The organism is Leptolyngbya sp. 'hensonii' (genome assembly GCF_001939115.1).
Classification (GTDB): domain Bacteria; phylum Cyanobacteriota; class Cyanobacteriia.
Genome location: NZ_MQTZ01000017.1, coordinates 92078 through 117761, shown reverse-complemented (window position 1 = coordinate 117761; position 25684 = coordinate 92078). Strand labels below are relative to the sequence as shown.

Genomic DNA, 25684 nt, shown 5'->3' with positions numbered 1-25684 from the left:
CTGCGGGGGTGATAACCCACCACCCCCACAGGAGATCGGGTCAGGGTTCTAACTGACCACTGGAGTAGGACTGGGCTAGGGTGTTAGCGGGCCAGGTTGAGCAGTTCCTTAGGAGAAGCCAGTAGATCGATCGCGACGAAGTAGATCTTGTTCTCAGGATTGAGCAAGAATCTCCAGGCCATGTTCATCCCTACACCGGCTCCAAACCAGGGGGTTTGCACCTTGCCTGTCACCTTGATCTGGGTATAGCCATCTTCAGCCGGTTCGACGATGCCTCGCTCTGGAATGAGCCTCAGGTTCTGGCAATCTTCCCGGAAGAATCGATACACCGCATCCTTGCCCACGATCGGTCGCTGGAAGGGGGGCTGCAACGCTCCATCGGGAGTGAACAGGGCAATCAGGGCATCAAAGTCGTTCGCATTCAGGTTGTTCATGTAGCTGAGAACGGTGGCATTATCCACGCCCTCAATGGTGACTTTAGCCCGCTCTGCGATTTCTTTAGGAACCACAACAGGCTCAGCAACCCGGCTGTAGCTGCCCAGTTTGTTGGTATCGAAGCCCATATCGACGACAGCATTCCGCAGTACGGTGATTTGCTGGCCCGCATCCAGATCACGGATGGCCTGTAAAACGGCTGAGGCATTGGCAGACAAACGATATCCTTCGGGAATAGGGGCAACGATTCCTTGCTCCATCCATTGGCCGAGCTGATACCAGAAACCCAGTTTAATGTTGGCAGACCAGGTAGCATAGGTCCGACAAATGGGGGTGTCAGCCCGGTTGGCCAGGTCGCACATGACTTGAGATTGTTCACGGAAGGACATTTGTCGAATTTGGTTCATCGTTTCTTCGGCAAACACCATATTTGCAGCACCAGGAGCTGCGATTGTGATGGTTTTACCCATTTCAAGGTAGGCAAACCAGATGAGAGCCAGTTGATCTTCGGCACTGAGCTGCACAAACCGGGCGATCGTAGCGGGTACGGTATCGGCTGACAGGGTGTCAGGGAAAATCCCACGGGCTGAGTCAATCGTAAATGGCATAAAAGTACCTTGAGAAGAGATTTACTGCAGATCACGTTGGCTGCTTTATTTCTGGTTGGTAGCGACCAACTGTGACTATTGTAACAAAATCTTTTAATAAATGTAAAGTTTCTTAAAAAAAATGGATTAGAACTCATGAATCGAGGGAAGAAAGGGGATTGACCCAGATGGAGGAATCTGGTTTTTCGTGAAATTCGTTACAACAGAAAGGCTACAGCAATATTTCTTTATGTTTTAAGGAGCCTGGTTTTGAAAACGCTCAATGCTCTTGAACCAGGAGTAAAACGGGACCTGCTGACGTTGTTCTCAGCAGGTTTCCTGTTCTGGACCAGTCTGGCTTCCCTGTTGCCCGTGCTGTCTCTTTATGTGGAGTCCCTGGGCGGATCTCGACAGGAGATTGGGGTGGTCATGGGTGCTTTTGCTGTGGGCCTGCTCCTTTTTCGGGCACAGTTGGGCAAACTCGCCGATCGCCGCAGCCGCAAACTGGTCCTGCTGATTGGCATGGCCGTTGTGGCGATCGCACCGCTGGGTTATGGGGTTGTGCAGTCTGTGCCGCTGCTGATTTTGCTTCGGGCTTTTCATGGCATCAGTATTGCCGCCTTCACTACAGCCTACAGTGCCCTAGTGGTTGATCTTGCCCCACCCCAGGCTCGGGGAGAATTGATCGGCTACATGACGCTGGTTAATCCCATCGGTATGGCTCTGGGACCAGCTATGGGTGGATTTCTCCAGGACTGGTTGGGCTACACCCCCCTGTTTCTGCTCTCTGCCAGTCTGGGATTCATTGGGCTCTTCTGTGCTGCCAGAGTTCAGGAATCTTCCTCTCAGGAGAGGGGGGGAGCCGACCCAAGGGTGGCAGCAGATCAATTTTGGAGCCTGTTGTGGGAGCCTCGGATTCGCATCCCAACCCTGATTCTCCTGATGGTGGGTCTGGCCTTTGGAGCACTCAGCAGCTTTATTCCCCTCTTTATTAAGGAAACAGGAGCAACTCTGAATCCGGGACTGTTTTATACTGCCGCTGCGATCGCCAGCTTTATGATCCGGATTCTGGCAGGTCAGGCCTCCGATCGCTATGGTCGGGGACTCTTCATCACCATCAGCCTCATTCTCTATACCGCAGCGATGGGACTGGTCTGGGGGGCTAATAGTGCTCAGGATTTTCTGCTGGCGGGTTTTCTGGAGGGTTTGGGAGCAGGGATGCTGATTCCCATGGTGGCGGCCCTGATGGCCGATCGTTCCGGGCCCCATGAACGGGCTCGCATGTTTGGACTCTGTCTGGCCGGTTTCGATCTGGGGATTGCCTTGGCTGGCCCCGGTATGGGGGTGCTAGCGGCTGCGATCGGGTATCGCCACATCTTTGGTGTGGCCGGAGGGCTGACCCTGATTGGTTTGTTGATGTTCCTGACCCTATCCAGCAAGAACCTATCCTGGTCCCTGCGGTTTGCCTTGGGACAAACTGGGGATGTCTATGCCCTGCCTCGCCCGTAGAGACATTGCCTGCAACGCCTCTACGGGCAAACTAAAAAAATACGGGCGATGTAACCCCGAGGACCGTTGGAGGCTATTCCGTAATACCAGTCTCCTTTGCTGCCCAGAATCGCAACTTCTGTACCGGCGGGTAGGGTGCCAACAACCGGGCTGGTCGCAGGATCATCATAGGGTACAGGTTGGGACCGGACATTGACCGCTCCTCCTTCCAGGGTTTTGACCTTCATCTTGCCCTTGAACTGAGAGCCAGAAGAGATTTGCTCCAGAGCAAGGCTGGGTAGCCCTCCTTCCACACCATTGGCCAGTTGTACCCAAACTTTGGCCTCTCTGGTTGGTTCTCCCTTTAAGAGCAGGATAGTGGTACCGTTGGCAACCTGATGATTGGCTGTGTTGCCGTCCAGGCGGAGGGGAGAACCGGCAGCCGTTTTCACCCGGTAAAAGCTGGTTTTGCGGCAGACATCTGCTGGAATGGGTGAAAGTCCACTGGCCAGGGTTTGAGACGTTTGCTGCAGGGAAACCCTGGTTGCTGCAGTCTGGGTTGTCTTTGGTTTCAGTTTGGCTGTTTGCTGTGGGGTGAGGCCAGGGTTTTGGGATGAAGGGGTGGTAGCGGCACTGGCAATGGGAGAGGCGATCGGGGGAGGGGATTCCGTGCTGGGGCTGATTGTGGTGGGGAAACTGGAACAACTGGTGAGGCCAGCCAGGAGGATCGTCCCTGCGGTCAGTCGCTGCCTGAGTTGAATCTGCCCCATCGTGGTTGCTCCCTTCCGTATCAAACCTGTGGGATCTGAAATTATAAATCCAGACTCAGATTAGCTCAGATCTGGGGGGGCGATCAGATGTGAATTTTTTTGTCAGCAGCAATTTGATTTTCTGGATAGCCGTAAAAGCCTTGTTCTGTAAACTTCTCAGCTTCTTTAACTTAAAGCCGACAAAATATGTCGGGATTATTTGACGTGTCTTGAGGCCCGTGATACTATCGACCCCAATAGCAAAAACTCACTGAACTTCCTCACCTGTACCGCCACGGCGCAAAGAGAGCTTAACCATGACCCAGGCCACTCAACCCCAGACTCTATCAGCCAGCTCCTTGCTGGCAACCGCTACTTTCAAAGCCCTCAAATGTAAGGAATGCGGCACTGAGTACGAACTGAAGGCGACCCATGTGTGCGAGATGTGCTTTGGCCCTCTGGAAGTGGTCTATGACTACGATGCGCTGCGCCGCACGGTGACTCGTGAAACCATTCAGGCCGGTCCTAACTCCATCTGGCGTTATCGACCCTTCCTGCCCGTGGCAACGGACACCCCGATCGATGTGGGCACGGGTATGACGCCCCTGTTGCAGGCCAATCGATTGGCTCGGCGGTTGGGATTAACCAAGCTGTACATCAAGAATGATGCGGTTAACATGCCCACCCTGAGCTTCAAAGACCGGGTGGTATCTGTAGCTCTGACCAGGGCCAGGGAGCTGGGTTTCACCACCGTTTCCTGTGCCAGCACGGGGAACCTGGCGAACTCAACAGCGGCGATCGCGGCCCATGCCGGGTTGGATTGCTGCGTGTTCATTCCCTCCGATCTGGAGGCTGGGAAGGTTTTGGGGACGCTCATTTACGGGCCGAAAGTGATGGCCGTGCATGGGAACTATGATCAGGTCAATCGCCTCTGTTCGGAAGTGGCTAATACCCACGGGTGGGGCTTTGTTAACATCAACCTCCGGCCTTACTACTCTGAAGGCTCCAAAACATTGGGCTATGAGGTGATTGAGCAACTGGGCTGGCAACTACCGGATCATATTGTGGCTCCGCTGGCTTCCGGTTCTCTCTTTACCAAGATCTACAAGGGGTTCCGCGAATTTGTCGATGTGGGCCTAGTGGCGGATAAGAACGTCCGCTGTAGCGGGGCTCAGGCTGAAGGCTGTTCCCCCATCGCCCAGGCTTACCGGGAAGAGCGCAATTTCATCAAGCCAGTGAAACCCAACACGATCGCCAAGTCGATTGCCATTGGGAACCCGGCAGATGGCATCTACGCGATCGATGTAGCTCGTAAGACGGGTGGGGCGATCGAATCGGTGAATGATGCAGAAATTATCGAGGGCATCAAACTCCTGGCTGAAACCGAAGGTATTTTCACAGAGACCGCCGGTGGCACCACGATCGCCGTCCTGAAGAAACTGGTGGAAGCCGGTAAAATTAATCCTGATGAAACCACCGTGGTTTACATCACCGGGAATGGGCTCAAGACTCAGGAAGCAGTGCAGGGCTATATCAACGAGCCCCTGACGATCGAACCCAAACTGGAGAGTTTTGAGCGGGCTCTGGAACGCTCCCGCACATTAGATCGGCTGGAATGGCAGCAGGTTCTCGTTTAGGTTGTTACTTGTCCTTTGTCACCCATCATTTTGTCATTTGTTAGAAGATTGTAACTATGGCTGTAAAAGTTCTGATTCCTACCCCTTTGCAAAAACTGACCAACGACCAGGCTACGATCGAGTGCAGCGGCGCAAATGTCGCGGAGCTACTGGAATCCCTGGAACAAAGCTGTCCGGGTATCAAGGCGCGTCTCTGTGATGACCAGGGAGAACTGCGTCGATTTGTCAATTTCTATGTCAATAGCGAGGATATTCGTTTTCTGGATGGTCCCAATACTGAATTGAAAGACGGGGATGAAGTGAGTATCGTCCCTGCGATCGCAGGGGGCTGATCCGGATGGCGACGGATGAGAATGCATGGTGAGGCGCGGGTACCCGCGCCTTTTTTATTCCTATGGCTGAAATCGTAAGTTTGAATCGTTACTTTTTGCCGGTATGCACTAGGATCTGTTAGAGAGCACATTACTACTAACTTTCCAGTGTGGGGGTGACGCCGTGACGGCAGAATCAACAACGCCTGAGAACACATCTGCTTCTGAAAACGCTGTGACTGACGATAAAAAGCCAGCCGAGAAGCCTCCTGCGCCCAGAACTGCTGCCAAGGGGGAGGGAGAGACTGGCGCTGACAAAGCCGCCGCTCCAAAGGCCGCTGCTAAGAAGGAGAAGCCTCCGGCTCTAGAAGACAAGCCATTTGCCGAGTTTATCCAGCAGGATTACCTGCCTGCCCTCAAAGCAGCCTTAGAAAAGCAGGGCATTGCTGACCTCAGCCTGGCTTTGGCAAAACAAAAGATTCCCGTGACAGGGTTTGCCCAGGAGCCAGAATGCTGGCAGATTGTCGGCACCTGGGAGGCTGGCAAACGCCAGTTCAACCTTTACTTTTTTAAAGAAGATATTCAGGGACATAAGGCATTTTCCTACACCGAGAATGCGGCTAAGGCTAGTACCCTGGAGTCTTTCCTGATTGACGAGCGCAAAGTGACCCTGGACTTGATGGTGTTTGGGATCATGCAGCGCTTGAATGCCCAGAAGTGGCTGGTGCGGAACTAGAGTTCCTTGAAATCGTAGACGATGATCCCTGTGACAGCATCGTTGGTGATTTCTACATAGCCCGATTTGGTCATCTCCATCAGAAGACCTTCCGCTTCACTGAAGCTCATACCAGTGTCTACCACAGCCTGGGTCACGGTTAGCTTGCCTGCACGGACGGAGGCGGCCTTGACCAGGCTGACCATTTTTTCATCCCGAGTCAGAGGCCGATCGATCGCAGGAACTGACATGGGCGTGCCATCAGGGAGCAAGCCCCGTTTGGCTCTGAACTTGATGTTGTAATCTTCGACCATGCCCGGAATGAAAAACACGTCCAGGATCTGTCCCAGGCCGCAAAATCCTGCGGTGAACATCCAGAGAAGCCCAGTAAAGACCTGGCCATTGTAGAGACGATGTAACCCCCCGGCTAGGGGGAAGATAAAGTAGACGGCCCACAAAAGGTAAGCCGTGACAAGATTATTGCCGATCCGTTTGATAGGGGTGGGGGAGGAGGTGGGTTGAATTCCAGGGTTTGGATTCATAACATGACTGGGGTTTGAACGGACGGATACCCGATGATCAATCTTCTGATTTTGATCATAGCCATACCAACACAAAAAAGGCGTTGCAGGCAACGCCCGAGGATCAGGGATTGGGCTTGGTGAGAGTCCTGGTTATCAGACTGAGGGTGAGAGGCAGCCTTGCCCTGAACTCACCCAGCTTCAGAGAATGGGGGTTGGACTCTTACTCCAGAGGGGTGTGAATTATTCCAACTTTTTAATCGGATAGACATCGGGCCAGGCAGTTGCACCGTGCTCAAAAACATCGATCCCGATCTTGTCAGCCTTGGGGTGAACCCGCAGGTGGCCCAGAGATTTCAACAGGCCGAACAGGATAAATGAGAAAGCCCCAGTAAACAGAATAATGGCGAGTAACCCAATCAATTGGGTGAAGAGCAGGTCCAACCCGCCTCCCAGGAGTAATCCGCCCTTCTGATTTAGGGTAAGTTGGGGTTGGCCCAGGAAGCCGATCGCCAGGGTACCCATCATGCCACAGGAGCCATGGACACCAAAAGCGCCCACGGGGTCATCGATCTTGGCTGATTCAATCAGGTCTACAACCACAATCACTAGAATGCCAGCAGTGAGGCCAATCAGGACGGCAGCCCAGGGGGCAACAAAGGCACATCCGGCAGTAATGGCGACCAGACCGGCCAGAGATCCATTCAGGGTGCAAAACAGGTGCCACTTACCTGTGCGGATATAGACATAAAGCAGGGTGGAAATTGCGCCTGCACCGGCTGCCAGAGTGGTGTTGACGGTGACCAGAGCCATCAGGCCAGTATTGCCTGTCGAGAGGGTAGACCCAGGGTTAAAGCCATACCAACCAAACCACAGGATCATGGCTCCTAAGGTGGCCAGGGAGAGGTTACAGGGTAAGGGAGGCTGCCCCCAGGGACCGCGATTGGCCCTCGGGCCTAGCAGGTAAGCCCCCACGATCGCCGTCACGCCTCCCACTGTATGGACGACGGAACTGCCTGCAAAATCGTGATACCCCATTTTGGCCAGCCAACCGCCGTTATTCCAGACCCAATGGACAATGATGGGATAGCTGAAAGCTCCCATGAAGGTGGTGTAAATTAAATCTCCCAGAAAATCCGTCCGTTCTGCCATTGCCCCCGTGGTGATGGTGCTGGCCGTGGCAGCAAAAGCGAATTGGAAGAAGAAAAGCGTCAGCGTGTTAATGCCGACAGAGGAGCCCCCTGCGCCCATGCCATAGGTCGTTGGAATGCTATTGAAGATGAACTGATTGGTGGTGGATTGACCGGAGGGTGCAGTGAAGGTAATTGCCTCACTCAGGAAAAAGTTGTCTGAACCGATCAGGCCCAGTCCCCCTGCGTCGGTGCCAAAGGCGATCGCAAAACCAACAGCCCACCAGGCCAGGATCGTGACTGCTGCATCAATAAAGTTTTCGAGCAAGGTGTTGACCACCGCACTCTGTCGGACCAGCCCTGCCTCTAGGAGGGCAAAGCCAGTCTGCATGAAAAACACCAGGAAACCGGCAATTAAAACCCAGGTGGTATCGATCGAAAGCTGGAGCTGGGTGGTCTGGGCACTTAAAGATTCCAGCGTGGGAGGAGCGGCTGCTTCGACGACCGATGTTCCAAACACCGCTAAAACCAGGGTTCCGATCGCTAACGCGAGGAGACGTTTCCAGTGTCGGCTCATTCCTTTTCCTCTAATACCAATTTGAGATTGTGATTCCCACAGATACTGGCTCCACAGACATTGCATACAACGCTGCTTCCTGGGATAGGCATCCCATATTTACGACAGACCTTTCTGTATAAATCTGAACATTGTTACGCGCTGGTCGCCGCTGTTCCGATAAAAAGGAAAAAATATTACATAATACGATGGTTTTATGTATTTCTTGTGGATTTTTAGTCTCCAGGGGGGCGTTGCTGAATAGAAGGATGATTTTCGTGCTTGAGCCTTATGCAGCTCTCACCCTAGCCCTCTCCCAAAGGAGAGGGAACAAGAGTTTTAGCTCCCTTCTCCTGCGGGAGAAGGGTTGGGGATGAGGGTAATTCATATTTGCATTCAGCAAAGCCTCCAGGGGAAAGAGAGACCCGGTGTCCGTCTTGTCCCTGAATGTTTCTGCCGGGCTTCTTTGGGGGGCCTGATCTGAAAGGCGGCGCTTCCGGGAATGGTCTGCTAAAATGAGAGAAGTTGTAAAGTTTTATAAAATTATGGCTCATCCCGGTCTGGAGCAAATTGCTGTTCAGCTAGAGAGCCAGAGCTCCCGCGATCGCATGCTGGCCCTGGCTGCACTCCGGGACGTTCCGGCAGTTGAGGCAGTGCCGCTGATTAAGAAAGTGTTGCATGATGACAACTTGCAAATTCGGTCTATGGCCGTTTTTGCCCTGGGACTGAAGCCTACGGAAGAATGTTTTCCGATTCTGGTGCGTTTCCTCGAAACAGACTCAGATTATGGAATTCGGGCTGGGGCGGCTGGAGCCCTGGGCTATCTGGGCGATCTGAGAGCTCTGGAACCTCTGATACGGGCTTTCTACGAAGATACCGATTGGTTGGTGCGCTTCAGTGCGGCAGTGTCCCTGGGAAATCTGAAAGATCCCCGGGCCTACGATGCGCTGGTCAAAGCCCTGGATAGTGAAGAGGTTGTGGTGCAGCAAGCTGCGATCTCGGCGCTGGGTGAAATCAAAGCCGTTGGCGCAGTGGATCAGATTTTGCGTTTTGCCCAGGCGGAAGATTGGCTGGTGCGGCAACGGTTAGCGGAAGCCCTGGGGGATTTACCCAGCCCCAAGACTCTATCTGCCCTGAAATATCTGGAAAAAGATAGCCATCCTCAGGTGGCCGAAGCAGCTACCTTTGCCCTGCAGCGATTGGCTCAGAACTCTGAATCCACCCTGGATTAATAAACGACTCCCCGATAGCTGCGCCGGTTTTCTTCCCCCTTGTCTCCTGGGATGGCTTCGGGAAAAGCGGCGGCTGGACTAGCTGAGGCTTCCTCCATGATTAAGGGGACGGGAGCAATGCGATCGGGGGCCGAGGGCTTCTGGCCGGGGGATTGGACCAACTGATTGGGAATGACTTTGCGGGGAGGTGCGGGCACAGGTGTCTCCTGACCCGTGGAACTGTTCTCTGTGGGGGGAGGGGTGTTGCGAGGTTTGGAGGAATGCTGCAGGGAGGTAATGGAGAACAGAACGTTAATCAGCGATTCCTGATTGAGCTGCTGTCCATCCATGGCTGTCAAAACGCGGGTCAGGGCTGAGGTGACCCCTGTAAGGAGGGTTTCTCTCTGGAAGCCGGGCAGTAGATCCAGCGCCCCCTGGTACATGGCCCATTGCCGTTCTGGCGGGGAAATCTCCCGCTGGCTAACATTGGTCAAAATGATTTTCTGATCGGGGTGGTGTTCCCGGCACCAGCGGCAGAAAGCATAGGGATTGCAGCTTAAAACCCCGACATCAATCAGCAATAGATCAGGGGGATTAAATCCGGTCTCCTGAATCCGACTTAACATTTGGGAGAGATCCACATCCGATGCCTCCCAGATCACGGAAACTTTCTGGGAGTTCAAAGCAGCCTGCCAGATTTGGCCCTGCCGCTTTGAAGGTTGAATCATGACAACGGTTTTGTGTGTAATAACCATGGGAGAAGCCAGTAAATCCAGTAAATCCCCTTGCCTTGCTCTTCACGAAGTACCCTAATGCTGGGATGGGGTGGATTCTGTAGAGCTATTTTTTATATTGTCAGATTGTCTGCTAATTTGGGATGTTCGCTATGGACAGTCCTGGTTGAGTGAAGTGGCTTTTTCTGTGGGGAAGAGGTGCTGCAGGGCAACAGCCTGGGCGATCGCCATCTGGCCATAGCTGAAAACGTAAGGGATGTCAGGGGGCAAGGTGATGAGAAGTTGTTCCAGGATGTAAGGACTGCCATAAACCACCAGAGCCTGCAGTTGCCCCCGTTCGATCAGAGATTGGAAACAGGTCTGCACCGTCTGGGTTAATCCGGCAGATCCCCGAAAGGGATTGCCCCGCACAAACACCTGTAAAAGGGTGGGTTGGTTGATAGCGCTGGGGTCGGAACCCCCGGTTGCGGTCTGGCGATCGATCAGCGCTAACGAGTAACCCAGAGATTGGGGCAGGGTAATGGCTGGGGTTTGCAGCCCCAGAAACTCGCTGTCCAGCAAATTATCCACGACAATCAGGTTACGACTGGCTGCAGGTGGTAAAGAGGGCGCTTGACCATGGCAGGTCATCGACTCCTGCAGAATTGTCTGGACCAGTTTCAGACTCTGGGGTTGGGACAGCAGGGCTGTAAAGTCCTGCCTTGGAGCGTCTGGTAGGGTTTCCCAGGCATGGGGATGGGTATCCTCGGAGACGATCGCAGGTGCACAGACCTTCTGCTTGGCCCACCAGATGCGTTCCAGGGAAGCCTGAATCCGTTCCAGGGGAATTCTCCCGCTGGTGACCGCTGCACAAACTGCCTCAATCGCTGCAGCCGGGTCGGCAGGCATCAGTAGAATATCCGCTCCAGCTTCCACCGCCAGCACCGCCGCTTCCTCGGTGCCATAGCGGTTGGCGATCGCCCCCATCACCAGAGCGTCTGTGACAATCAGCCCGGCAAATTGCAAGTTCTGGCGCAGTTCCTGGGTCAGAATTCGGGGGGAAAGGGTGGCCGGGTAGGTGCGATCCCAGGCGGGAATTTGCAGGTGGGCACTCATGACCGCATCCACCCCAGCTCCGATCGCGGTCCGGAAGGGCGAGAGTTCGATCTGCTGCAGGCGATCTTCCAGGTGAGGCACGATCGGCAGTTCCAGGTGGGAGTCCACAGCCGTATCCCCATGCCCCGGAAAGTGCTTGGCTGTGGTCAGAACGGGATGGCGTTGCGCTCCCCGCAGGAATGCTGCGGTCAGGTGACTGACTACCTCCGGTGTTTCACCGAAGGCCCGGACGTTAATCACCGGATTAGCTGCGTTATTGTTAACATCTACCACCGGAGCCAGCACCCAGTTGAGGCCGATCGCCAGAGACTCCTGGGCGATCGTGGCTCCCATTGCCTCAGCATGGCCTAAAGCCTTAGCTTGATCCTGCTGAAAAATGGCGTTCAGAGCCATGGGAGGTGGAAACCAGGTGGCTCCGGCAAACCGTTGCCCCACGCCTTCTTCCACATCCGCTGCGATCAACAGGGGCAGGTGAGCCCAATCTTGCAATTGCTGGGTACGCAGGTGAAGTTCTCCAGCACTGCCCCCTAACAGGATCACACCGCCCACCCCCAGATCCTGGATCAGGGATCGCAGTACAGCAGCAGGAGGTTCCCAGGCTGGATAACGAATCTGATGATCAAACAAATAACCGGAGGCTCGGACGACCACCATCTGAGCGACTTGCTGGCGAAGGGGCAGGGTTTCCCAGGGGGGGAACCGGAGCAGGGATTGCAGAGGAGAAGGTGTCAATCGGTGTCCTCATCCAAGAAGTCGTCTAGGAGCAGGTTTGTACTCTCTTCCGCCGTTCCTAAATCCGAGGTTTGCCTGGCTTCGCTCAAGCGATTTAATAGGGAGAGCACCCGAGTTCCCCGCTCAATCGATCGATCTTCCATAAAGATCACTTCCGGGGTGCGTCGGAGCCGGACGCGATGACCCAGCTCACTTCTGACAAAGCCGGTAGCTGATTTAAGCCCGGCCATGGTTTCTGCCCTGGCCTCATCCGTCCCATAAATGCTGACAAAAATCTTGGCATGCTGCAGATCTCCGGAAACATCCACATCGGTGACACTGACCATTCCGGCCCCGACGCGATCGTCCTTAATCTCTGAGAGCAGCATCTGGCTGACTTCCCGCTTAATCAGTTCAGCCACCCGTGCCACCCGACGATTCGTAGCCATAACTCTAACTTGCCTTTTTTAATTGCTGTGCCGCCGCTGAATCGGTCGGTCGAACCCGCTATCGATTGTGGGCTGAAATTCAAAAGACTGACAGCCGAACATCTATTCTACTTAAGTCAAGCCCAGCATCGCCCGCAATGTGAAGGCGACAAAAACCAGCATTGAAATGAGGATGCCAATCAAGGCAATAGCTGTGCTGGGACGCTTGAGCAGGGGAATCAGGGGGGAAATCACATTCAAAAAGACCCCCAGGCCGACGGTGATAAAGTAACGGGGGTAACGGGAAACATTGCTCCAAAAGCCTTGCATAACTAGTAGTCTCTAGAATTTTTAACTCAATCCTACTATTAATGGGGGACGTGACCAGGATTGGATTGGGGTTGTATTATCCACACCTCAGCCAAGTCTCATAATTATTCAAAATAATAGAAGGATAGTCAGGGAACCCGGAGTTTTCCCGATCCCTGCGTTCAGCATTAGCCTGAAGCAATTCTTCTCTGAGATGAAATGGAGACCAGCACCTATGGCAACCCTCGATCGCAATTTTGAAATCAATAAGACCGAAGAAGAATGGCGTCAGGTTTTAACCCCCGAGCAGTTTCGGGTTCTGCGCCAGCATGGAACGGAGCGGGCTGGAACCAGTCCCCTGGATAAGCAATACGGGGAAGGGGTTTACCACTGCGCTGCCTGTGAACAGCCCCTATTTACCTCAGACGCTAAGTTTAACAGTGGTACAGGCTGGCCCAGTTTCTTCAGCCCGATCGAAGGGGCAATTGCGACCACCGTCGATCGTTCCTTTTTCATGACCCGTGTAGAAGTCCATTGCAGCCGTTGCGGCGGTCACTTGGGCCATGTCTTTGAAGATGGTCCGGCTCCGACTGGGCAACGGTACTGTATGAATGGGGTGTCCCTGAAGTTTGAGCCAGCGGCCTCTTAAAGGTTAACGGTGGGCCAGATGGTCCAGCAGGGCCGCTCGCATGATGTCAGCGGGAGCAGGCTGCTGCAACCAGATCTGAAGGGCGGCGGCCCCCTGTTGCACTAGCATTTCCAGTCCATCGATCGGGGCTGCCCCCTGGGCCTGGGCCTCTTCCAGGAAGCGAGTTGGGCGGGGGGTATAGATCAGGTCGTAGGCGATCGCACCGGCAGTCAGGTGCCCGATGAGGTCTGCACTGAGAGGCGACTGGGCTGTCTGAGGGGCCATGCCGATCGGAGTGGCGTTGACCACCAGGCCAGCCTCGGGCAGCAGGGTGGGCAGATCCGCCCAGGGGTGGGCGGTCAGGGTCATGGTGAAAGGGGATTGCTGCCAGCTCTCGACGAACTGACTTAATTTGGGGGCATTCCGTCCCACCACCCGGATCTGCTGGCAGCCCAACAGGGCACAGCCAGCCACCACGGCCCGGGCCGCCCCCCCATTGCCGAGGATGACGGCGGTTAGGTTGGCCCAATCCCGCTGCTCTGATTTCAGAGGTGCGATGAAGCCCTCCACATCCGTATTGGTGCCACTCCAGCCCTGATCGGTCCACCAGACTGTGTTGACGGCTCCGATCGCCTGAGCGGTTTCTGAAATCCGGGTTAGCAGGGGCAAAATGGTTTGTTTGTGGGGCAGGGTGATACTGAATCCCTGGACGCCGATCGCCTCGAATCCTTTGATCGCTGGGGTCAGGTCAGATGGTTTGACGTGAAACGGCAGATAGACATAATCCACACCCAGATCGGCGATCGCAGCATTATGCATGACGGGTGAGAGGGAGTGCTGAATTGGATCGCCGATGACCCCCAGCAAACGAGTGGTCCCTCGAATGGGCGATCGGGCAACAGAGGGGACAGTCACGATGGTTTTGGGCTCCTCACTCGGCAAACTCAATGGATTGGTAATGGGGACATTGCTGGCAGGGGCCATAGGGGTTGACCGCACAGCGAATGTAAGCGGAACGGGCGTTGAATTGGCAGGTCAGATCCCCAATCTGATAACCTAGGCCTTCAATCCCGTAGTGATTGCCCTGAGCCTGTCGTACCCGTTGCAACCCCTGTAAAGTGGCCAAATCTGTAGCTGCCCTTAATCTTTGCTGGGCCTGCACTTCAGCCCAACGCATGATCCAGAGGGAGAGCACAGGGGGAATCAGGGCAAAACACAGAATCAGGAGAGCATCCATACGACTACGATGAAACTTGATACTATTGAGGTGAATTGCTATTTTTTGTACGGATTAAATCATGCCAGGAAAGCTTTGGTTCGAGCCTTTGGTCTGGATGGACTATCGGCTGGCGGTGCTCCTTACTGTTATCCTCCCACTGGTTTTGTTGGTTTGGGCATTTGTTCAGAAAAATGAAGCAATTCAGCGCCTGCTAGCGATTTATTGGCGTGTTTCTAGCTTACTGGCAATTACGGTTTATCTGATGATTGGAGCGATTCCAGTCAGCTTCTTATCTTCTTTCCTGGCGCGCATCCTAATTCCGATCGGACTTTGGTTCTGGATTGATCTGAATGAAGAGTTGCATGAGCAATCGGAAAGCCCCTTAAAATTGGCCTTTATGGCATGGCGGTGGGCTGTCACTGTGTATTCCACCCTGGGAGCCCTGGTTACCATTCCCTTTCTGAATTGTGCCTTCTCCAAAGAGGCTCTGGCCAATCGCTTCTGCCAGGTCTGGTTTCACCCCCCCTTCCTGTTTAGAGAATACTTTCATGCCAACAGCAACCCTAAGTTTCTCGGGTTTGTAGGGTTTATTTTCCTGATTATGTATGTCGTGGCCTTCAGTTATTTCATGCTGGTTAGATTAGGTAAACAGGGACGGATGGCGGCAGAAAGATGAAATTGCGGATTCGTCAATCCCCCCTTGGGGGGCCGTGGTCATTGCTGCTTGGGATTGCCTGCGCAATGGTGAGCAGCTTGCCTGCTATGGCTGCTGAGCGAATTCATGTCTCTTACAGTGTGCTGGAACGATCCATCTCCATCAATTCCCTGGAGACCTATGCCAGAACTGGGGTGATTAAAGATGATCTGGCTGCTTATGCCGAGTATGTTGAGCCTGGACAGTTGCAGCAGTTTCGTTCGGTGCTCCTGAGCCGGATTGACCTCAGTCCGGTGGCGATTTCTCAATTTCTCTACACCCCGATCGGAGAAAACCTGCTCCAACGTCTGGGGCAGGTGATCCAGGTGGATTCCGGCCTGTCTGGGTTTTATGCTATCCGATCGGCCCTGATCCTATCAGCGGCGGATGCTGATGGTCTGACCCTGCTGAATGTACTGAAAAAATTTCCCAGCCGGGAACTGCGAATTAATGTAGCCCGCTCTCTGGAGATTGCGGGTGTTTTGCAGCAGTTTATTCAGCAAACCAATCAGGCCCAGGCTGCCATCTTTCGGGTGGCTGCTACGGAAGCAACGACGATTCCGGTGATTCCCTTTAAGGATCAACCCGATTTGCGGAATCGCGGCCCCTACACCTGGAAGCAGCGCACGATCGTTCTCAATGATCTATCCCGGCAGCGGACCTATCCGGCGGATATTTATCTGCCCCAGGGGCAACGCTCCCAGGATGCCCCCCAACCTCCCTACCCGGTGATCGTCATTTCCCACGGTGTCGGTTCAGACCGGAGCACCCTGGCTTATCTGGCTCAGCAACTCGCTTCCTACGGATTTGCGGTGGCGGTGCCGGAGCATTTGGGCAGTAATGCCCGACAGTTGAGTGCCCTGATCAGTGGTCGGGCCAGTGAGGTGGTGGAGCCTTCAGAATTCATCGATCGGCCCCTGGATATCCGATTTTTGTTGGATGAACTGGAGCAACTCAGCCAGGGAGTCTCTGAGTATCGCGGTCTCCTCAACACCCGTCAGGTTGGGATTGTGGGTCAATCCTTTGGAGGCTATACGGCGCTGGTGGTGGTTAGCCCTGGGATTAACTTTTCCCGGCTCCAGCAAGCTTGTCCACCGGGTGCGGACTCTCTGAATCTGTCTCTCTTGCTTCAGTGTTTGGCTACCCAGGTGAATGCATCTCGTATCCTCTATGATTCTCGCATTAAGGCGACGATCGCGATTAACCCGGTGGCAGGCACGGTCCTGGGGAAAGAAAGCTTGAGCAAAATTCAAGTGCCCGTGATGGTCGTGACGGGTTTGGCGGATACTGTAACCCCGGCACTGCCCGAACAACTCTTTCCTTTCACCTGGTTGACGACCACCCATCGCTACCTGGCGGCTGTCAAAGGTGGGACACACTTTTCCATGATTGCAGAAGCAGGACCTGCGGGTGGGCCTGTCCCAATTCCTGATGCCCTGGTTGGGCCTAATCCTCGAATTGCCCGTCGCTACATGAATGCCCTGACGGTTGCTTTTTTTCAGACTTATGTGGCGGGTCGATCGGAATACCGGGCTTACCTGACTGCTGCTTATGCAGACTTTCTGAGTCAGGGACCTCTGGATCTTCATCTGGTGCAATCTTTGACCACGGCTCAACTAGAGCAGGCGATCGGCGGATCCGTGCAATAACCGTCGGAGCTTTCCTCAGCACAATCTATGGCGAATTTTTGTGGGTTTTTAAATCTGAACAAACCGGCTGGCCTGACGTCTCACGACTGTGTAGCTCGGGTGCGGCGCTTGTTGAAAATGAAGCGAGTGGGCCATGGGGGTACCCTGGACCCGGCGGCAACTGGGGTATTGCCGATAGCCCTCGATCGGGCTACGCGCCTATTGCAGTTTTTGCCGGATGGGAAAGCCTATCGGGCGACGGTGCGGTTTGGCCTGCAAACCACCACGGATGATCTGGAGGGGGAGGTGATCGCGGCTCATGCGGTTCCCCATCTGGATCTGCCCCAGGTACAGGCTGCGCTGCCCCAATTTGTCGGTCAGATCCAGCAGGTGCCACCGATGTACAGTGCGATTCAGGTGCAGGGGCAGCGACTGTACAATCTGGCCCGAGCCGGTGAGACGATCGAGGTGCCTGTCCGATCTGTAGTAGTATCGCGGATTGAGATTTTGGCCTGGCGATCGGGGGATTTCCCGGAGATCGATCTGGAGATCGCCTGTGGTCCGGGCACCTATATTCGGGCGATCGCCCGCGATTTGGGGGAGGTCTTACAGACGGGCGGAACCTTGGCAAAATTGGAGCGAACCGAGAGTTGTGGCTTCCAGTTGGCTGATAGCCTCACCCTGGAAGATCTGGAGATCCGATTGCCACAGGAGATCTGGCAGCCCCTTCCTCCTGATGCTGCCCTGAGACATCTCCCGGCGATCGACCTGCCGGTGCCCGCAGCCCAGCGCTGGTGCCAGGGCCAGTCCATTCCCTGGTCGCCAGGGATGGATCTGTCAAAGGCCATGATTCGGGTCTACCATGGAGACGATCGCTTTCTGGGGATCGGGCAATGGGTTCAGGTAGACGAAACTGAGCTGCTGGCTCCCCGCATCGTATTTGACAATAATCTCTGAGGAGAAGCATCATGTCTCTCAAGCGCCGCCATGTTCTGTTGTTGCTGGGAGCCGGAACCGCCGGAACCTTTCTGGGAATGGAGTCTTTGGGGCTAGAAGCGCTGGCGGCGGAGTTGCCCCAGGGTCCCTTCACGGTGCCCCCGTTGCCCTACGCCTACAATGCCTTGGAACCTCATATTGATGAACGCACGATGCGGATTCATCATGACAAGCACCATGCAGCCTATGTGGCGACTCTGAATGGAGCGATCGCCCGCTTTCCAGACTTGAAGGGCAAGAGTGCGGAAGACCTGCTCAAAGATTTGCAGGCGGTACCCCAGGAAATTCGCACCACGGTACGCAATCATGGCGGGGGCCACGTCAATCACACTCTGTTCTGGTCAAGTATGGGGCCGGATGGGGGTGGGGAGCCTCAGGGGGAACTGGGTCAGGCGATTAAAAAACAGTTTGGCAGCTTCGATAGTTTCAAGCAGCAATTTAATCAGGCCGGGATGAAGTGCTTTGGCAGTGGCTGGGCCTGGTTGGTCCAGGATGCCCAGGGACAGCTCAAGGTGATGAGTACGGCGAACCAGGATAGTCCTCTGAGCGAGGGACTGACGCCGATCCTGGGCAATGATGTCTGGGAGCATGCCTACTATCTCAAGTACCAGAACCGGCGGGCCGATTACCTGACTGCCTGGTGGAATGTGGTGAATTGGGCCGTGGTCGATCGGCGGTTTGCCTCAACCTGATCACCAGCGGCTGTAGGGGTGCCGGACCAGGTTGGCGTTCAGGTAGCGGGGGTCGTGGGAAACTTCTGCGCCAACCCAATCCGGCAGCTCAATGGCTTGCTGTTCATCCTGCAGTTCCACCTCGGCCACGATCAGACCCTGGTTTTCTCCGGTGAACTCATCCACTTCCCAGACCAGATCCCCGATCGGAATCCGATAGCGTACTTTCTCAATCAAGGGCCGATCGCAGAACTGCTCCAGCAGGGTGGCGGCGTCCTCCAGGGGGATGGGATATTCGAACTCAGATCGGGCCAGCACAGTCTTGAATCCCTTCAGGGTAATGTAGCCCTGGGTTCCGGCAATTCGCACCCGCACAGTTGTGCCATTGACCGTCGCAATATAGCCCTGGCGATAGGGCGTGCCCTGGCCGAGACTGCGCCACGCTTCTCCATTTACTAGAAATTTGCGTTCAATTTCGATCGCCATCTTTATCCTAAGGCATTTCGTTAATCTATACCTTGGTTGGACTGCGCTAGTAGTTTATTATAGTACAAAAGATCCATAATTTGGATTTGTTACATTCTGGCAGGGGTTTGGTTTCTGGTAGCTGCGGAAATTCTTCTAAAGCGATGGGTTTAGACGGAGACCTTACGATTGGGGACTTCCTGCCGAAGGCTTTCAAAAAATTGTCACAAATTCCTCCGAATTATTGTCCCATTTTGAGCCAGTGGAACACTTGAGTTCCTGTGAGGGGGAGTGCCAAGTCAGGCAAGACTGGGAGGACTTGAGTGCCCTGACACAGAACTGGCTGTTGCTGAGGCTGTAACACCAGAATACTGACATCATCCGGGTCAATGAACCAGCCCAGATTACTCCCATGTTCCAGACAGTGGAGTAGATTTCCCAACACTTTATTGGGCTTCTGTTCCGGGGAAAGGATTTCAATGGTCCAATCGGGTGGAAGGTCAAAGTTGTCGGGAACGTCCCCTGCGGCTGTGAAGGGAATCCGATGCCAGCGAAAGACTGCAATATCAGGAACGATCGATCGCCCTGCAAAACTACATCTCAATTCGGGGAAGGCATAGGCAATTTTCAGATCCTCTGCAACTTGATTGATGGCGGCACAGAGTTTTCCTTGCAAACGGCTATGTCGTCCCTTGGGCATGGGTTTTTGAATCACCCGTCCGTCGATGTATTCACTGGCTGGTTTGGTTTCTGGCAATTCCAGAAATTCTTGCAAGGTGAGCGGGTTGGAAAGTGCTTGTGCCATTGAGATCACCGGCAAACCGATCGGTCCACTGCTTCATCCTCCTATTTTCCATGGTTTCCCTCGGATCGGGCATGATTTGCCTGCGATCGCCCTGCCTGATAGGGGGTTATGAGTTGAGGTGATTCAAATATAAAAACGCATCAACCTCGGCTCCGGTAGGCTGGGCGGCGATCGCGCCTGGGCGTAGGGCAGTCAGAGCCCCGACCGCACTGGCATAGATAACCACATCTCTCACTTGGTCTGCCTCTTGCAGGGCTGGCCAGCCCCGGGTGCAGAGCTGATGCACAAAGCCAGCAACAAAGCCGTCCCCAGCTCCAGTGGTGTCTTCTACATCCACTTCAAAGGCAGACAGTCTGCCCTCATGGTTGCTCAGGCAGTAAGCGCACCCGGCTGCACCAGCAGTTACCAGAACACCTTCAACATTGCCTAGCCGATGGCCGATCGCCCCCGGATCACTGGTCCCGAATAGCCACTCGGCCTCTTCCACGGAGAGCTTGAGAAAGTCCACCTGTTTTAACAGAATCTGAATCAGGGGGATGGCAACGGCTAAGTCGGGCCAGAACATGGGTCGCCAGTTGATATCAACCAGAATCTTGACGTAGTGTTGTTCCGCCAGGGAGATCGCCCGCTCAATCGCGGCCCGACTGTCGGGATAGGCCAGTTCTAAGGTGCCCAGGACCAGGAAATCAGCCGTTTCGAACAGGGAGGTGGGGAGGAGGTCGGCCTGCAGGTAAGCGTCAGCGAAGTCACTGGCCTGGTATCCGCCCCGAAACCCGGCAAAGGTGCGATCGCCTGTCTCGGAAAGGACGACGGAGACTTTGCGGGTGGGAGCTGGATACCGCTGGATGCCGCTCCGATCCACGCCTGCCTCATCCAGCAATCGGATCAATTCCTCCCCGGATTGATCCTGGCCCACACAGCCGATAAAGCCAGCGGATGTCCCCAATTTGGTCAGGGCAAAGGCCACATTCGCTGGCGCACCTCCTGCATAAGGTGTCCAGGACCGAACCTGATCGGGGGGCAGGCCGGGTTGATTGGCCAGGAAATCAAAGAGAATCTCTCCCAGACAGAGAACACGTGGAGGTGTCATGGCCCTTGCATTTGCATGTGAATAGTCCGGGTTTAGCTTAACCCAAATCAGTTGATCCCGAGATGGGGGGCAACAGTTCTGGCGACGATCGGTGCTGGAGCAATTCTGTGGCCCGGTCTGCCGGAACGGGATGGCTGAACAGATAGCCCTGCATGGTCTCGCATCCCAGCGACTGCAATAACTGGGCCTGTTCCCTAGTCTCAACGCCTTCCGCCACCAGCTTCAGCTTTAAGACCCGCCCCAGGGCAATGATAGCGGTGACGATCGCTTCATCATTGGTATCTGTGGTTACCTCTGCAATAAACGATTGATCAATTTTCAGGGTGTGAAACGGAAACTTTTTAAGGTAGTTGAGGGATGAATAGCCCGTACCGAAGTCATCCAGAGCGATGGAGATGCCCAGTTGGTGCAGTTCTTCCAGGGTGAGGTGGGTGCGATCGACATCCTTCATCACCGTGGTTTCAGTAATTTCCAGTTCCAGGTATCGAGGTTCCATCCCTGTCTCTTGCAAAATTTGGTGGATGCTTTCCACCAGCCTGGGCTGCTTGAACTGGTGGCCAGAGAGGTTAATCCCAATACCAACAGATGGGAGACTGCTCTCCTGCCAAAGGCGCTGTTGCCGACAGGCTGTGCGGAGCACCCACTCACCGATCGCCAGGATGAGCCCGCTTTCCTCAGCCAGTGGAATAAACTGATCCGGAGAGACTAGCCCTAACTCAGGACTCTGCCAACGCAACAGGGCCTCCATCTGAATAATTTCTCCCGTCACAAGATTGACCTGGGGCTGGTAGTGCAGAACAAACTCCTGCCGCTCCAGGGCTCGGTTCAGGTGGTTTTCCAGGGTCAACCAGGCAGAGGCTGCAGAATTTGTGGTGGATGTATAAAAGTGGTATCCATTTCGACCCGCCTCTTTGGTTTGATACAGAGCGGCATCGGCGTGTTTGAGCAGGGTTTCGGCATCGGTCCCATCCTGGGGATAGATGGCAATGCCAATGCTGCTGGTGACTCGTAACAGGTGGCCATCCAGGTTAAACTCTGGTTTCAAGGTCTCCATAATGCGCTGGGCGATCGCGGCAGCTTCTTCTGCACCATTAATACGGGGAATTAAGAGGGTAAATTCATCCCCAGCCCAGCGCGCCAGCACATCACTATCCCGCAGGCAGGATCTCAGACGTTGGGCAAACTCCTGCAGTAAAAGGTCTCCGGCTGCATGACCCAGAGTATCGTTGATCAGCTTAAACCGATCCAGATCCAGGAAGAGAACGGCAACCTGAATCTCCCGGCCTCCAGCTTGGGCCAGGGCATCGGAGAGGCGATCGTGAAATAAGACCCGGTTGGGCAATCCCGTGAGCGTGTCGTAGAGTGCCTGATAGCGCATTCTGGCCTCTGTTCGTTGCCGTTCCGTCACATCGCGGAAACTCCAGACCCACCCAATCACCACATCATCCAGGCGCTGGGGTGAGGAATAGAGCTCCAGAACTCTGCCATCCTTCAGTTCCAGGATGTCGTAACTTTCCGTGTGGGGGCGGACATACAGTTCCAGCATTTTTTTGGAGGAAAAGCTCTGGGGATCCCGGAGCTGACCCGCAATATGATGCAGAACGGACTGGCGATTATCTCGCAGGTTCAGGATCGAGGCAGGAATTTGCCAGAGATCGACAAACTTCTGGTTGAAATGCAGGATCTTCCCCCGAATATCGGTGACCAGAATACTGTCAGCAGTGGCTTCAAAAGTTGCATTGAGGATGGAGAGGGAATGTTCTAACTTGGTTTGGGTCTGTTTGCGATCGCTGATATCCCGTTTGATCGCGACGTAGTTTGTGACTTCGTTCTCGTAGTTCAGTACCGGGAAAAGGGTGGCTTCCTGATGGTAGAAAGAGCCATCTTTGCGTCTGCCGATATAGGAGCCGTGCCAGACCTGACCAGATGAAAGGGAACGGGAGATTTCGGCATAAATGCCTTCCTCGGGCTGGCCTGCTCGGAAAAGGGTGGCGGGGGTTTTCCCGATCGCCTCAGAGCGGCTATACCCCGTGATCTTCTCAAAGGCTGAGTTGACGTAGAGAATTTTCAACTCCGGGTCCATGATTTCGATCGCATCCGTGGCCTGCTCTAGCACAGCGGTGGTTAGTTCGGATTGGGCCAAGGCCCGGTGCAATTCCGCCCGCTGTTCAGTCAGTTTTTCCGCCAACCGTCTGGCATCCGAGAGACTGACGGTGCGGGCCTGCAGCAGGAAGAGAAAGTCTGCAACCGAATCCTGAACTTTCCAGTTTGAGAGGTTTGCGCCCAAAATCTTCAGGGCTTCCAGATGGGGGATGTGGGGAATGCCCAGGAAAAAGAGGATGTCCCGATTTTCGCTAAACAGTAATTGCCCCTGGAGCTGTAAACTGTTGTCGCTGGCCTCCAGAACCATGGATGTACTGGATTGCTGACTCAGCTCACCATAGTTGATTGGGCCATTAGGATAACGGATATAGAAATGCTGTTGCAGGGATGACCCTACCGTAATCCCAGGAAATAGCTGCTGAATGGCATCGCCACTCTGCAAGATTTGTAAATCCTGCCCCAGAATAAGATGGAACGGAAATGTCTTAGAGAGAACGTATCCCGAGAGGTTCGCTCCCAGGAATCTTCCCTCCCAACTGGTTAAGCCCGACGTTGTCTGCCAATCCATCACAGCCGGTGACCCCTAACCTCAGTTCACTTGCTTCTGGTCAATGCGGGTAACGGTGCCCTGCCGATCGGGAGAATCAGGCCCAGCGCCCTACTAAAACCCTGACGGTCCCATCCGGTAGTATTTCTTCCGCTTCGACGGTAAACCCCTGATCCTGGACTGTACTCAGCAACATCTTGTGAGCATACTTCTGAGAGACCTGATTCACAAAGGTTTTCTGATTCATGGCAACGCCCCAAAAATCAGCGACCAGTTCATAGTTGTTCCCGTTCAGGCGAAACCCCAGGTCATAGCCGTTGTCCTGGCGGATGACGAACTCGGCGTAGGTGCGATCGCCCTGATAGCCCCGGACGGCAGCATCCCGTTCTACCTCGTATCCCAGTTCTTCCAGAACTTGGGATAAAATCTCACCGTCTTTGATATGGACTTGAATGGTGGTGAAGTGAGACATAACGGTTCGCTTTTCCGATACTGCGTGTGGGCAGGCATACCCTCTAGATTAACGTAGTTCAAAAGTCAAAATACCTTGTGTCCTGGTCAAAGCCTGACAAAATTCAAAATTCATCCTCATAAACTTCATAAACTTCAAGGCTGATCCGGCTAGTTGGAGCCATTAATTCTCTGACCGGTGGACGTATTTCCGCAGTTCCTCGATCAATTCCTTGTCGCTGGAAGCGGTTCGAGCACCAGCTTCAGCGGCCCAGCGCTTCAATCCCGAAATCTGGTCACGGGCAATCGCAGCCAGTGGAACCGTCTCTTCGATCGCCCGTACAATGTCGTTGCTGGTGAAATCTCGTCGTTGTCCTGTGACACTACGATCGAAGAAGGCTCGATGCATGGCATCCACAATCACCTGTTCAATTTCAGCGCCACTGAAATCCTCTGTCTGATCGGCCAGCAGAGGCAGATCAAAGTCTCGCAATCGGTTAGGTCGCCAGCGCTGTAAATGCACCCGGAAGATCTCTTGACGTTCTGCAGCCGTGGGGAGGTTGAGGAAGAAAATTTCGTCGAACCGGCCTTTCCGGAGCAGTTCTGCAGGCAGAATCCGGACATTGTTGGCAGTGGCCACAATGAAAACGGGGCTGGTCTTCTCCTGCATCCAGGTGATCAGGGTGCCGAAGACACGCCGACTGGTGCCAGAGTCCCCATCGCTGCCCCCGGCAATATTGCCAAAGCCCTTGTCGATTTCATCGATCCATAACACGCAGGGGGCCATGGCTTCTGCGACCTGGATCATCTGGCGCACCCGGCTTTCACTTTCCCCCACGATGCCCCCGAACAGGCGACCTGTGTCTAGCCGCAGCAAGGGCAAATGCCATTCATGGGCGATCGTTTTGGCAGACAGGGATTTCCCGGTGCCCTGGATCCCCACCAGCAGGACGCCTTTGGGGTTGGGAATGCCATAGCGACGAGCCTCTTCTGTGAAAGCATCCCGCCGCATCTGCACCCACTGCTTTAGGTTTTCTAAACCTCCCACCTGTTTGAGCGACTCCTGTCCACGTAGAAACTCCAGAATTTCAGTCTGGCGGATCGCCTGGCGCTTTTCTTCCAGCACACTGTCAATATCTGACTCATCAACCTGTTGTTTATCCGCCAGGGCCTTGCCTAAGACCCGCTCAATCCGCGATCGACTCAATCCCTGACAGGCTTTCACCAGTTGCTCCCGTCCCAGAGGACTGAGCTTGAGTTTTTCAGGGACGATGAGCTGTTGTAGCAGCTGATTGATCTCGGGGATGGTGGGTAACTGAAAGTCCAGGACGGTGACTTCGTCCCGTAATTCTGCCGGGAGTTCCAGAATCGGGCTGGTCAGAATCAGGGTTTTGCGCGTCTGTTTCAGGTCCCGGGCCAGGTTGCGCAGTTCCCGCACGATCGCCGAGTGCTTGTCTCCTTGAGGATAGTGGAGGTGCAGGTAGGGGTGCAGATCGCGTAACACAAACAGGGCCGGAATCTGGGGATCCGCTTTACTGATGCGGGTCAGGGCTGCCATGACAGAGCCCTTATCTGCGCCATTGTCCTGCCATCCTCGAACCACATCCCAGAGGAGCAGGCTGCGGGGAACGGAGACCAGGGTTGCCACCTGGTGGAGTAGGCTCTCTACCGGGTCTTCTTCGGTAGAGACAATATAAATCAGGGAATATTTGGCTCGGATCATCAAATCCAGTTGACGAGCCAGAGTGGTATCAGCATTCATAGTTTGGGT

The 25684-nt window shown here is 54.4% G+C and carries 26 protein-coding genes; 10 read left to right on the top strand and 16 right to left on the bottom strand.

Going from position 1 to position 25684, the window contains the following annotated elements; genetic code table 11:
• Positions 1-83 precede the first annotated feature (83 nt).
• The gene (locus BST81_RS06040; RefSeq protein WP_075597638.1) at positions 84-1043 is read right to left on the bottom strand and encodes an orange carotenoid-binding protein; all 960 of its coding nucleotides are present in this window, start codon (positions 1041-1043) and stop codon (positions 84-86) included.
• 249 nt (positions 1044-1292) lie between these two features.
• Here BST81_RS06040 and BST81_RS06035 point away from each other — a divergent pair, with 249 nt between their 5' ends.
• A complete protein-coding gene (locus tag BST81_RS06035) occupies positions 1293-2531 on the top strand; it encodes an MFS transporter (RefSeq protein WP_075597637.1) in 1239 nt (412 codons plus the stop codon).
• Positions 2532-2551: 20 nt separating this feature from the next.
• Here the strand turns inward: BST81_RS06035 and BST81_RS06030 are convergent, their stop codons facing one another.
• Positions 2552-3280 (bottom strand): SH3 domain-containing protein, encoded by a 729-nt coding sequence (locus tag BST81_RS06030; RefSeq protein WP_075597636.1) that lies wholly within the window; start codon positions 3278-3280, stop codon positions 2552-2554.
• Between the two features lie 296 nt (positions 3281-3576).
• Here BST81_RS06030 and thrC point away from each other — a divergent pair, with 296 nt between their 5' ends.
• The 3 genes from thrC (at position 3577) to BST81_RS06015 (ending at position 5943) form a co-directional block, all read left to right on the top strand.
• Positions 3577-4896 (top strand): threonine synthase, encoded by a 1320-nt coding sequence (gene thrC, locus BST81_RS06025; protein WP_075597635.1) that lies wholly within the window; start codon positions 3577-3579, stop codon positions 4894-4896.
• 56 nt (positions 4897-4952) lie between these two features.
• On the top strand, positions 4953-5228 hold the full coding sequence (locus BST81_RS06020) for a MoaD/ThiS family protein (RefSeq protein WP_075597634.1): 276 nt from the start codon (positions 4953-4955) through the stop codon (positions 5226-5228).
• Between the two features lie 214 nt (positions 5229-5442).
• Positions 5443-5943, top strand: coding sequence for a DUF2996 domain-containing protein (locus BST81_RS06015; protein ID WP_216351229.1), 501 nt, complete (start codon positions 5443-5445; stop codon positions 5941-5943).
• Here the strand turns inward: BST81_RS06015 and BST81_RS06010 are convergent.
• Together BST81_RS06010 and BST81_RS06005 are read right to left on the bottom strand one after the other, a co-directional pair.
• Complete coding sequence (locus BST81_RS06010; RefSeq protein ID WP_075597632.1) at positions 5940-6464, bottom strand: NINE protein; 525 nt, start codon at positions 6462-6464, stop codon at positions 5940-5942. The genes BST81_RS06015 and BST81_RS06010 overlap by 4 nt on opposite strands.
• A 222-nt stretch (positions 6465-6686) precedes the next feature.
• A complete protein-coding gene (locus tag BST81_RS06005) occupies positions 6687-8150 on the bottom strand; it encodes an ammonium transporter (protein ID WP_075597631.1) in 1464 nt (487 codons plus the stop codon).
• A gap of 524 nt (positions 8151-8674) precedes the next feature.
• On the opposite strand from BST81_RS06005, the gene BST81_RS06000 reads away from it, so the two are divergent.
• Positions 8675-9361, top strand: coding sequence for a HEAT repeat domain-containing protein (locus tag BST81_RS06000; protein WP_075597630.1), 687 nt, complete (start codon positions 8675-8677; stop codon positions 9359-9361).
• Here BST81_RS06000 and BST81_RS05995 read toward each other — a convergent pair.
• The 4 genes from BST81_RS05995 to BST81_RS05980 all read right to left on the bottom strand — a co-directional run bounded on the left by BST81_RS05995 (position 9358) and on the right by BST81_RS05980 (position 12638).
• A complete protein-coding gene (locus BST81_RS05995; RefSeq protein ID WP_075597629.1) occupies positions 9358-10095 on the bottom strand; it encodes a response regulator in 738 nt (245 codons plus the stop codon). The genes BST81_RS06000 and BST81_RS05995 overlap by 4 nt on opposite strands.
• Before the next feature lie 129 nt (positions 10096-10224).
• A complete protein-coding gene (locus tag BST81_RS05990; RefSeq protein ID WP_290439420.1) occupies positions 10225-11901 on the bottom strand; it encodes a glycoside hydrolase family 3 N-terminal domain-containing protein in 1677 nt (558 codons plus the stop codon).
• A complete protein-coding gene (rbfA, locus tag BST81_RS05985) occupies positions 11898-12329 on the bottom strand; it encodes a 30S ribosome-binding factor RbfA (protein ID WP_075597628.1) in 432 nt (143 codons plus the stop codon). Before rbfA ends, BST81_RS05990 begins: the two co-directional genes overlap by 4 nt.
• Before the next feature lie 111 nt (positions 12330-12440).
• Positions 12441-12638 (bottom strand): DUF751 family protein, encoded by a 198-nt coding sequence (locus BST81_RS05980; RefSeq protein ID WP_075597627.1) that lies wholly within the window; start codon positions 12636-12638, stop codon positions 12441-12443.
• A 214-nt stretch (positions 12639-12852) separates the two neighbouring features.
• Between BST81_RS05980 and msrB the strand changes: the two genes are divergently transcribed.
• The gene (gene msrB, locus BST81_RS05975; protein WP_075597626.1) at positions 12853-13266 is read left to right on the top strand and encodes a peptide-methionine (R)-S-oxide reductase MsrB; all 414 of its coding nucleotides are present in this window, start codon (positions 12853-12855) and stop codon (positions 13264-13266) included.
• A 3-nt stretch (positions 13267-13269) separates the two neighbouring features.
• Here the strand turns inward: msrB and BST81_RS05970 are convergent, their stop codons facing one another.
• Positions 13270-14229 carry a shikimate dehydrogenase gene (locus tag BST81_RS05970; RefSeq protein ID WP_083636694.1) on the bottom strand — a complete coding sequence of 320 codons (960 nt, stop codon included), beginning with the start codon at positions 14227-14229 and terminating at the stop codon, positions 13270-13272.
• Positions 14177-14482, bottom strand: a complete 306-nt coding sequence (locus BST81_RS05965; RefSeq protein ID WP_075597625.1) for a DUF6464 family protein — start codon at positions 14480-14482, stop codon at positions 14177-14179. Before BST81_RS05965 ends, BST81_RS05970 begins: the two co-directional genes overlap by 53 nt.
• Positions 14483-14543: 61 nt before the next feature.
• Between BST81_RS05965 and BST81_RS05960 the strand changes: the two genes are divergently transcribed.
• The 4 genes from BST81_RS05960 to BST81_RS05945 all read left to right on the top strand — a co-directional run bounded on the left by BST81_RS05960 (position 14544) and on the right by BST81_RS05945 (position 18474).
• Positions 14544-15140, top strand: a complete 597-nt coding sequence (locus tag BST81_RS05960; RefSeq protein ID WP_075597624.1) for a DUF3177 family protein — start codon at positions 14544-14546, stop codon at positions 15138-15140.
• Between the two features lie 86 nt (positions 15141-15226).
• Positions 15227-16807 (top strand): alpha/beta hydrolase, encoded by a 1581-nt coding sequence (locus tag BST81_RS05955; RefSeq protein ID WP_216351228.1) that lies wholly within the window; start codon positions 15227-15229, stop codon positions 16805-16807.
• A 27-nt stretch (positions 16808-16834) separates the two neighbouring features.
• The gene (truB, locus tag BST81_RS05950) at positions 16835-17743 is read left to right on the top strand and encodes a tRNA pseudouridine(55) synthase TruB (RefSeq protein ID WP_075597622.1); all 909 of its coding nucleotides are present in this window, start codon (positions 16835-16837) and stop codon (positions 17741-17743) included.
• Between the two features lie 77 nt (positions 17744-17820).
• Positions 17821-18474, top strand: a complete 654-nt coding sequence (locus tag BST81_RS05945) for a superoxide dismutase (RefSeq protein ID WP_253188107.1) — start codon at positions 17821-17823, stop codon at positions 18472-18474.
• Here the strand turns inward: BST81_RS05945 and BST81_RS05940 are convergent, their stop codons facing one another.
• The 6 genes from BST81_RS05940 to BST81_RS05915 all read right to left on the bottom strand — a co-directional run bounded on the left by BST81_RS05940 (position 18475) and on the right by BST81_RS05915 (position 25675).
• A complete protein-coding gene (locus BST81_RS05940) occupies positions 18475-18939 on the bottom strand; it encodes a CYTH domain-containing protein (RefSeq protein WP_075597620.1) in 465 nt (154 codons plus the stop codon). It abuts the gene before it with no gap.
• Between the two features lie 220 nt (positions 18940-19159).
• The gene (locus BST81_RS05935) at positions 19160-19723 is read right to left on the bottom strand and encodes a Uma2 family endonuclease (RefSeq protein ID WP_075597619.1); all 564 of its coding nucleotides are present in this window, start codon (positions 19721-19723) and stop codon (positions 19160-19162) included.
• A gap of 106 nt (positions 19724-19829) precedes the next feature.
• Complete coding sequence (locus BST81_RS05930) at positions 19830-20813, bottom strand: carbohydrate kinase (RefSeq protein ID WP_075597618.1); 984 nt, start codon at positions 20811-20813, stop codon at positions 19830-19832.
• Positions 20814-20850: 37 nt separating this feature from the next.
• Positions 20851-23484: an EAL domain-containing protein gene (locus BST81_RS05925; RefSeq protein WP_075597617.1), complete on the bottom strand. Its 2634-nt coding sequence runs from the start codon at positions 23482-23484 to the stop codon at positions 20851-20853.
• Positions 23485-23560: 76 nt separating this feature from the next.
• A complete protein-coding gene (locus BST81_RS05920; RefSeq protein WP_075597616.1) occupies positions 23561-23935 on the bottom strand; it encodes a DUF1257 domain-containing protein in 375 nt (124 codons plus the stop codon).
• Positions 23936-24097: 162 nt separating this feature from the next.
• The gene (locus BST81_RS05915; protein WP_075597615.1) at positions 24098-25675 is read right to left on the bottom strand and encodes an AAA family ATPase; all 1578 of its coding nucleotides are present in this window, start codon (positions 25673-25675) and stop codon (positions 24098-24100) included.
• Between the last annotated feature and the right edge of the window lie 9 nt (positions 25676-25684).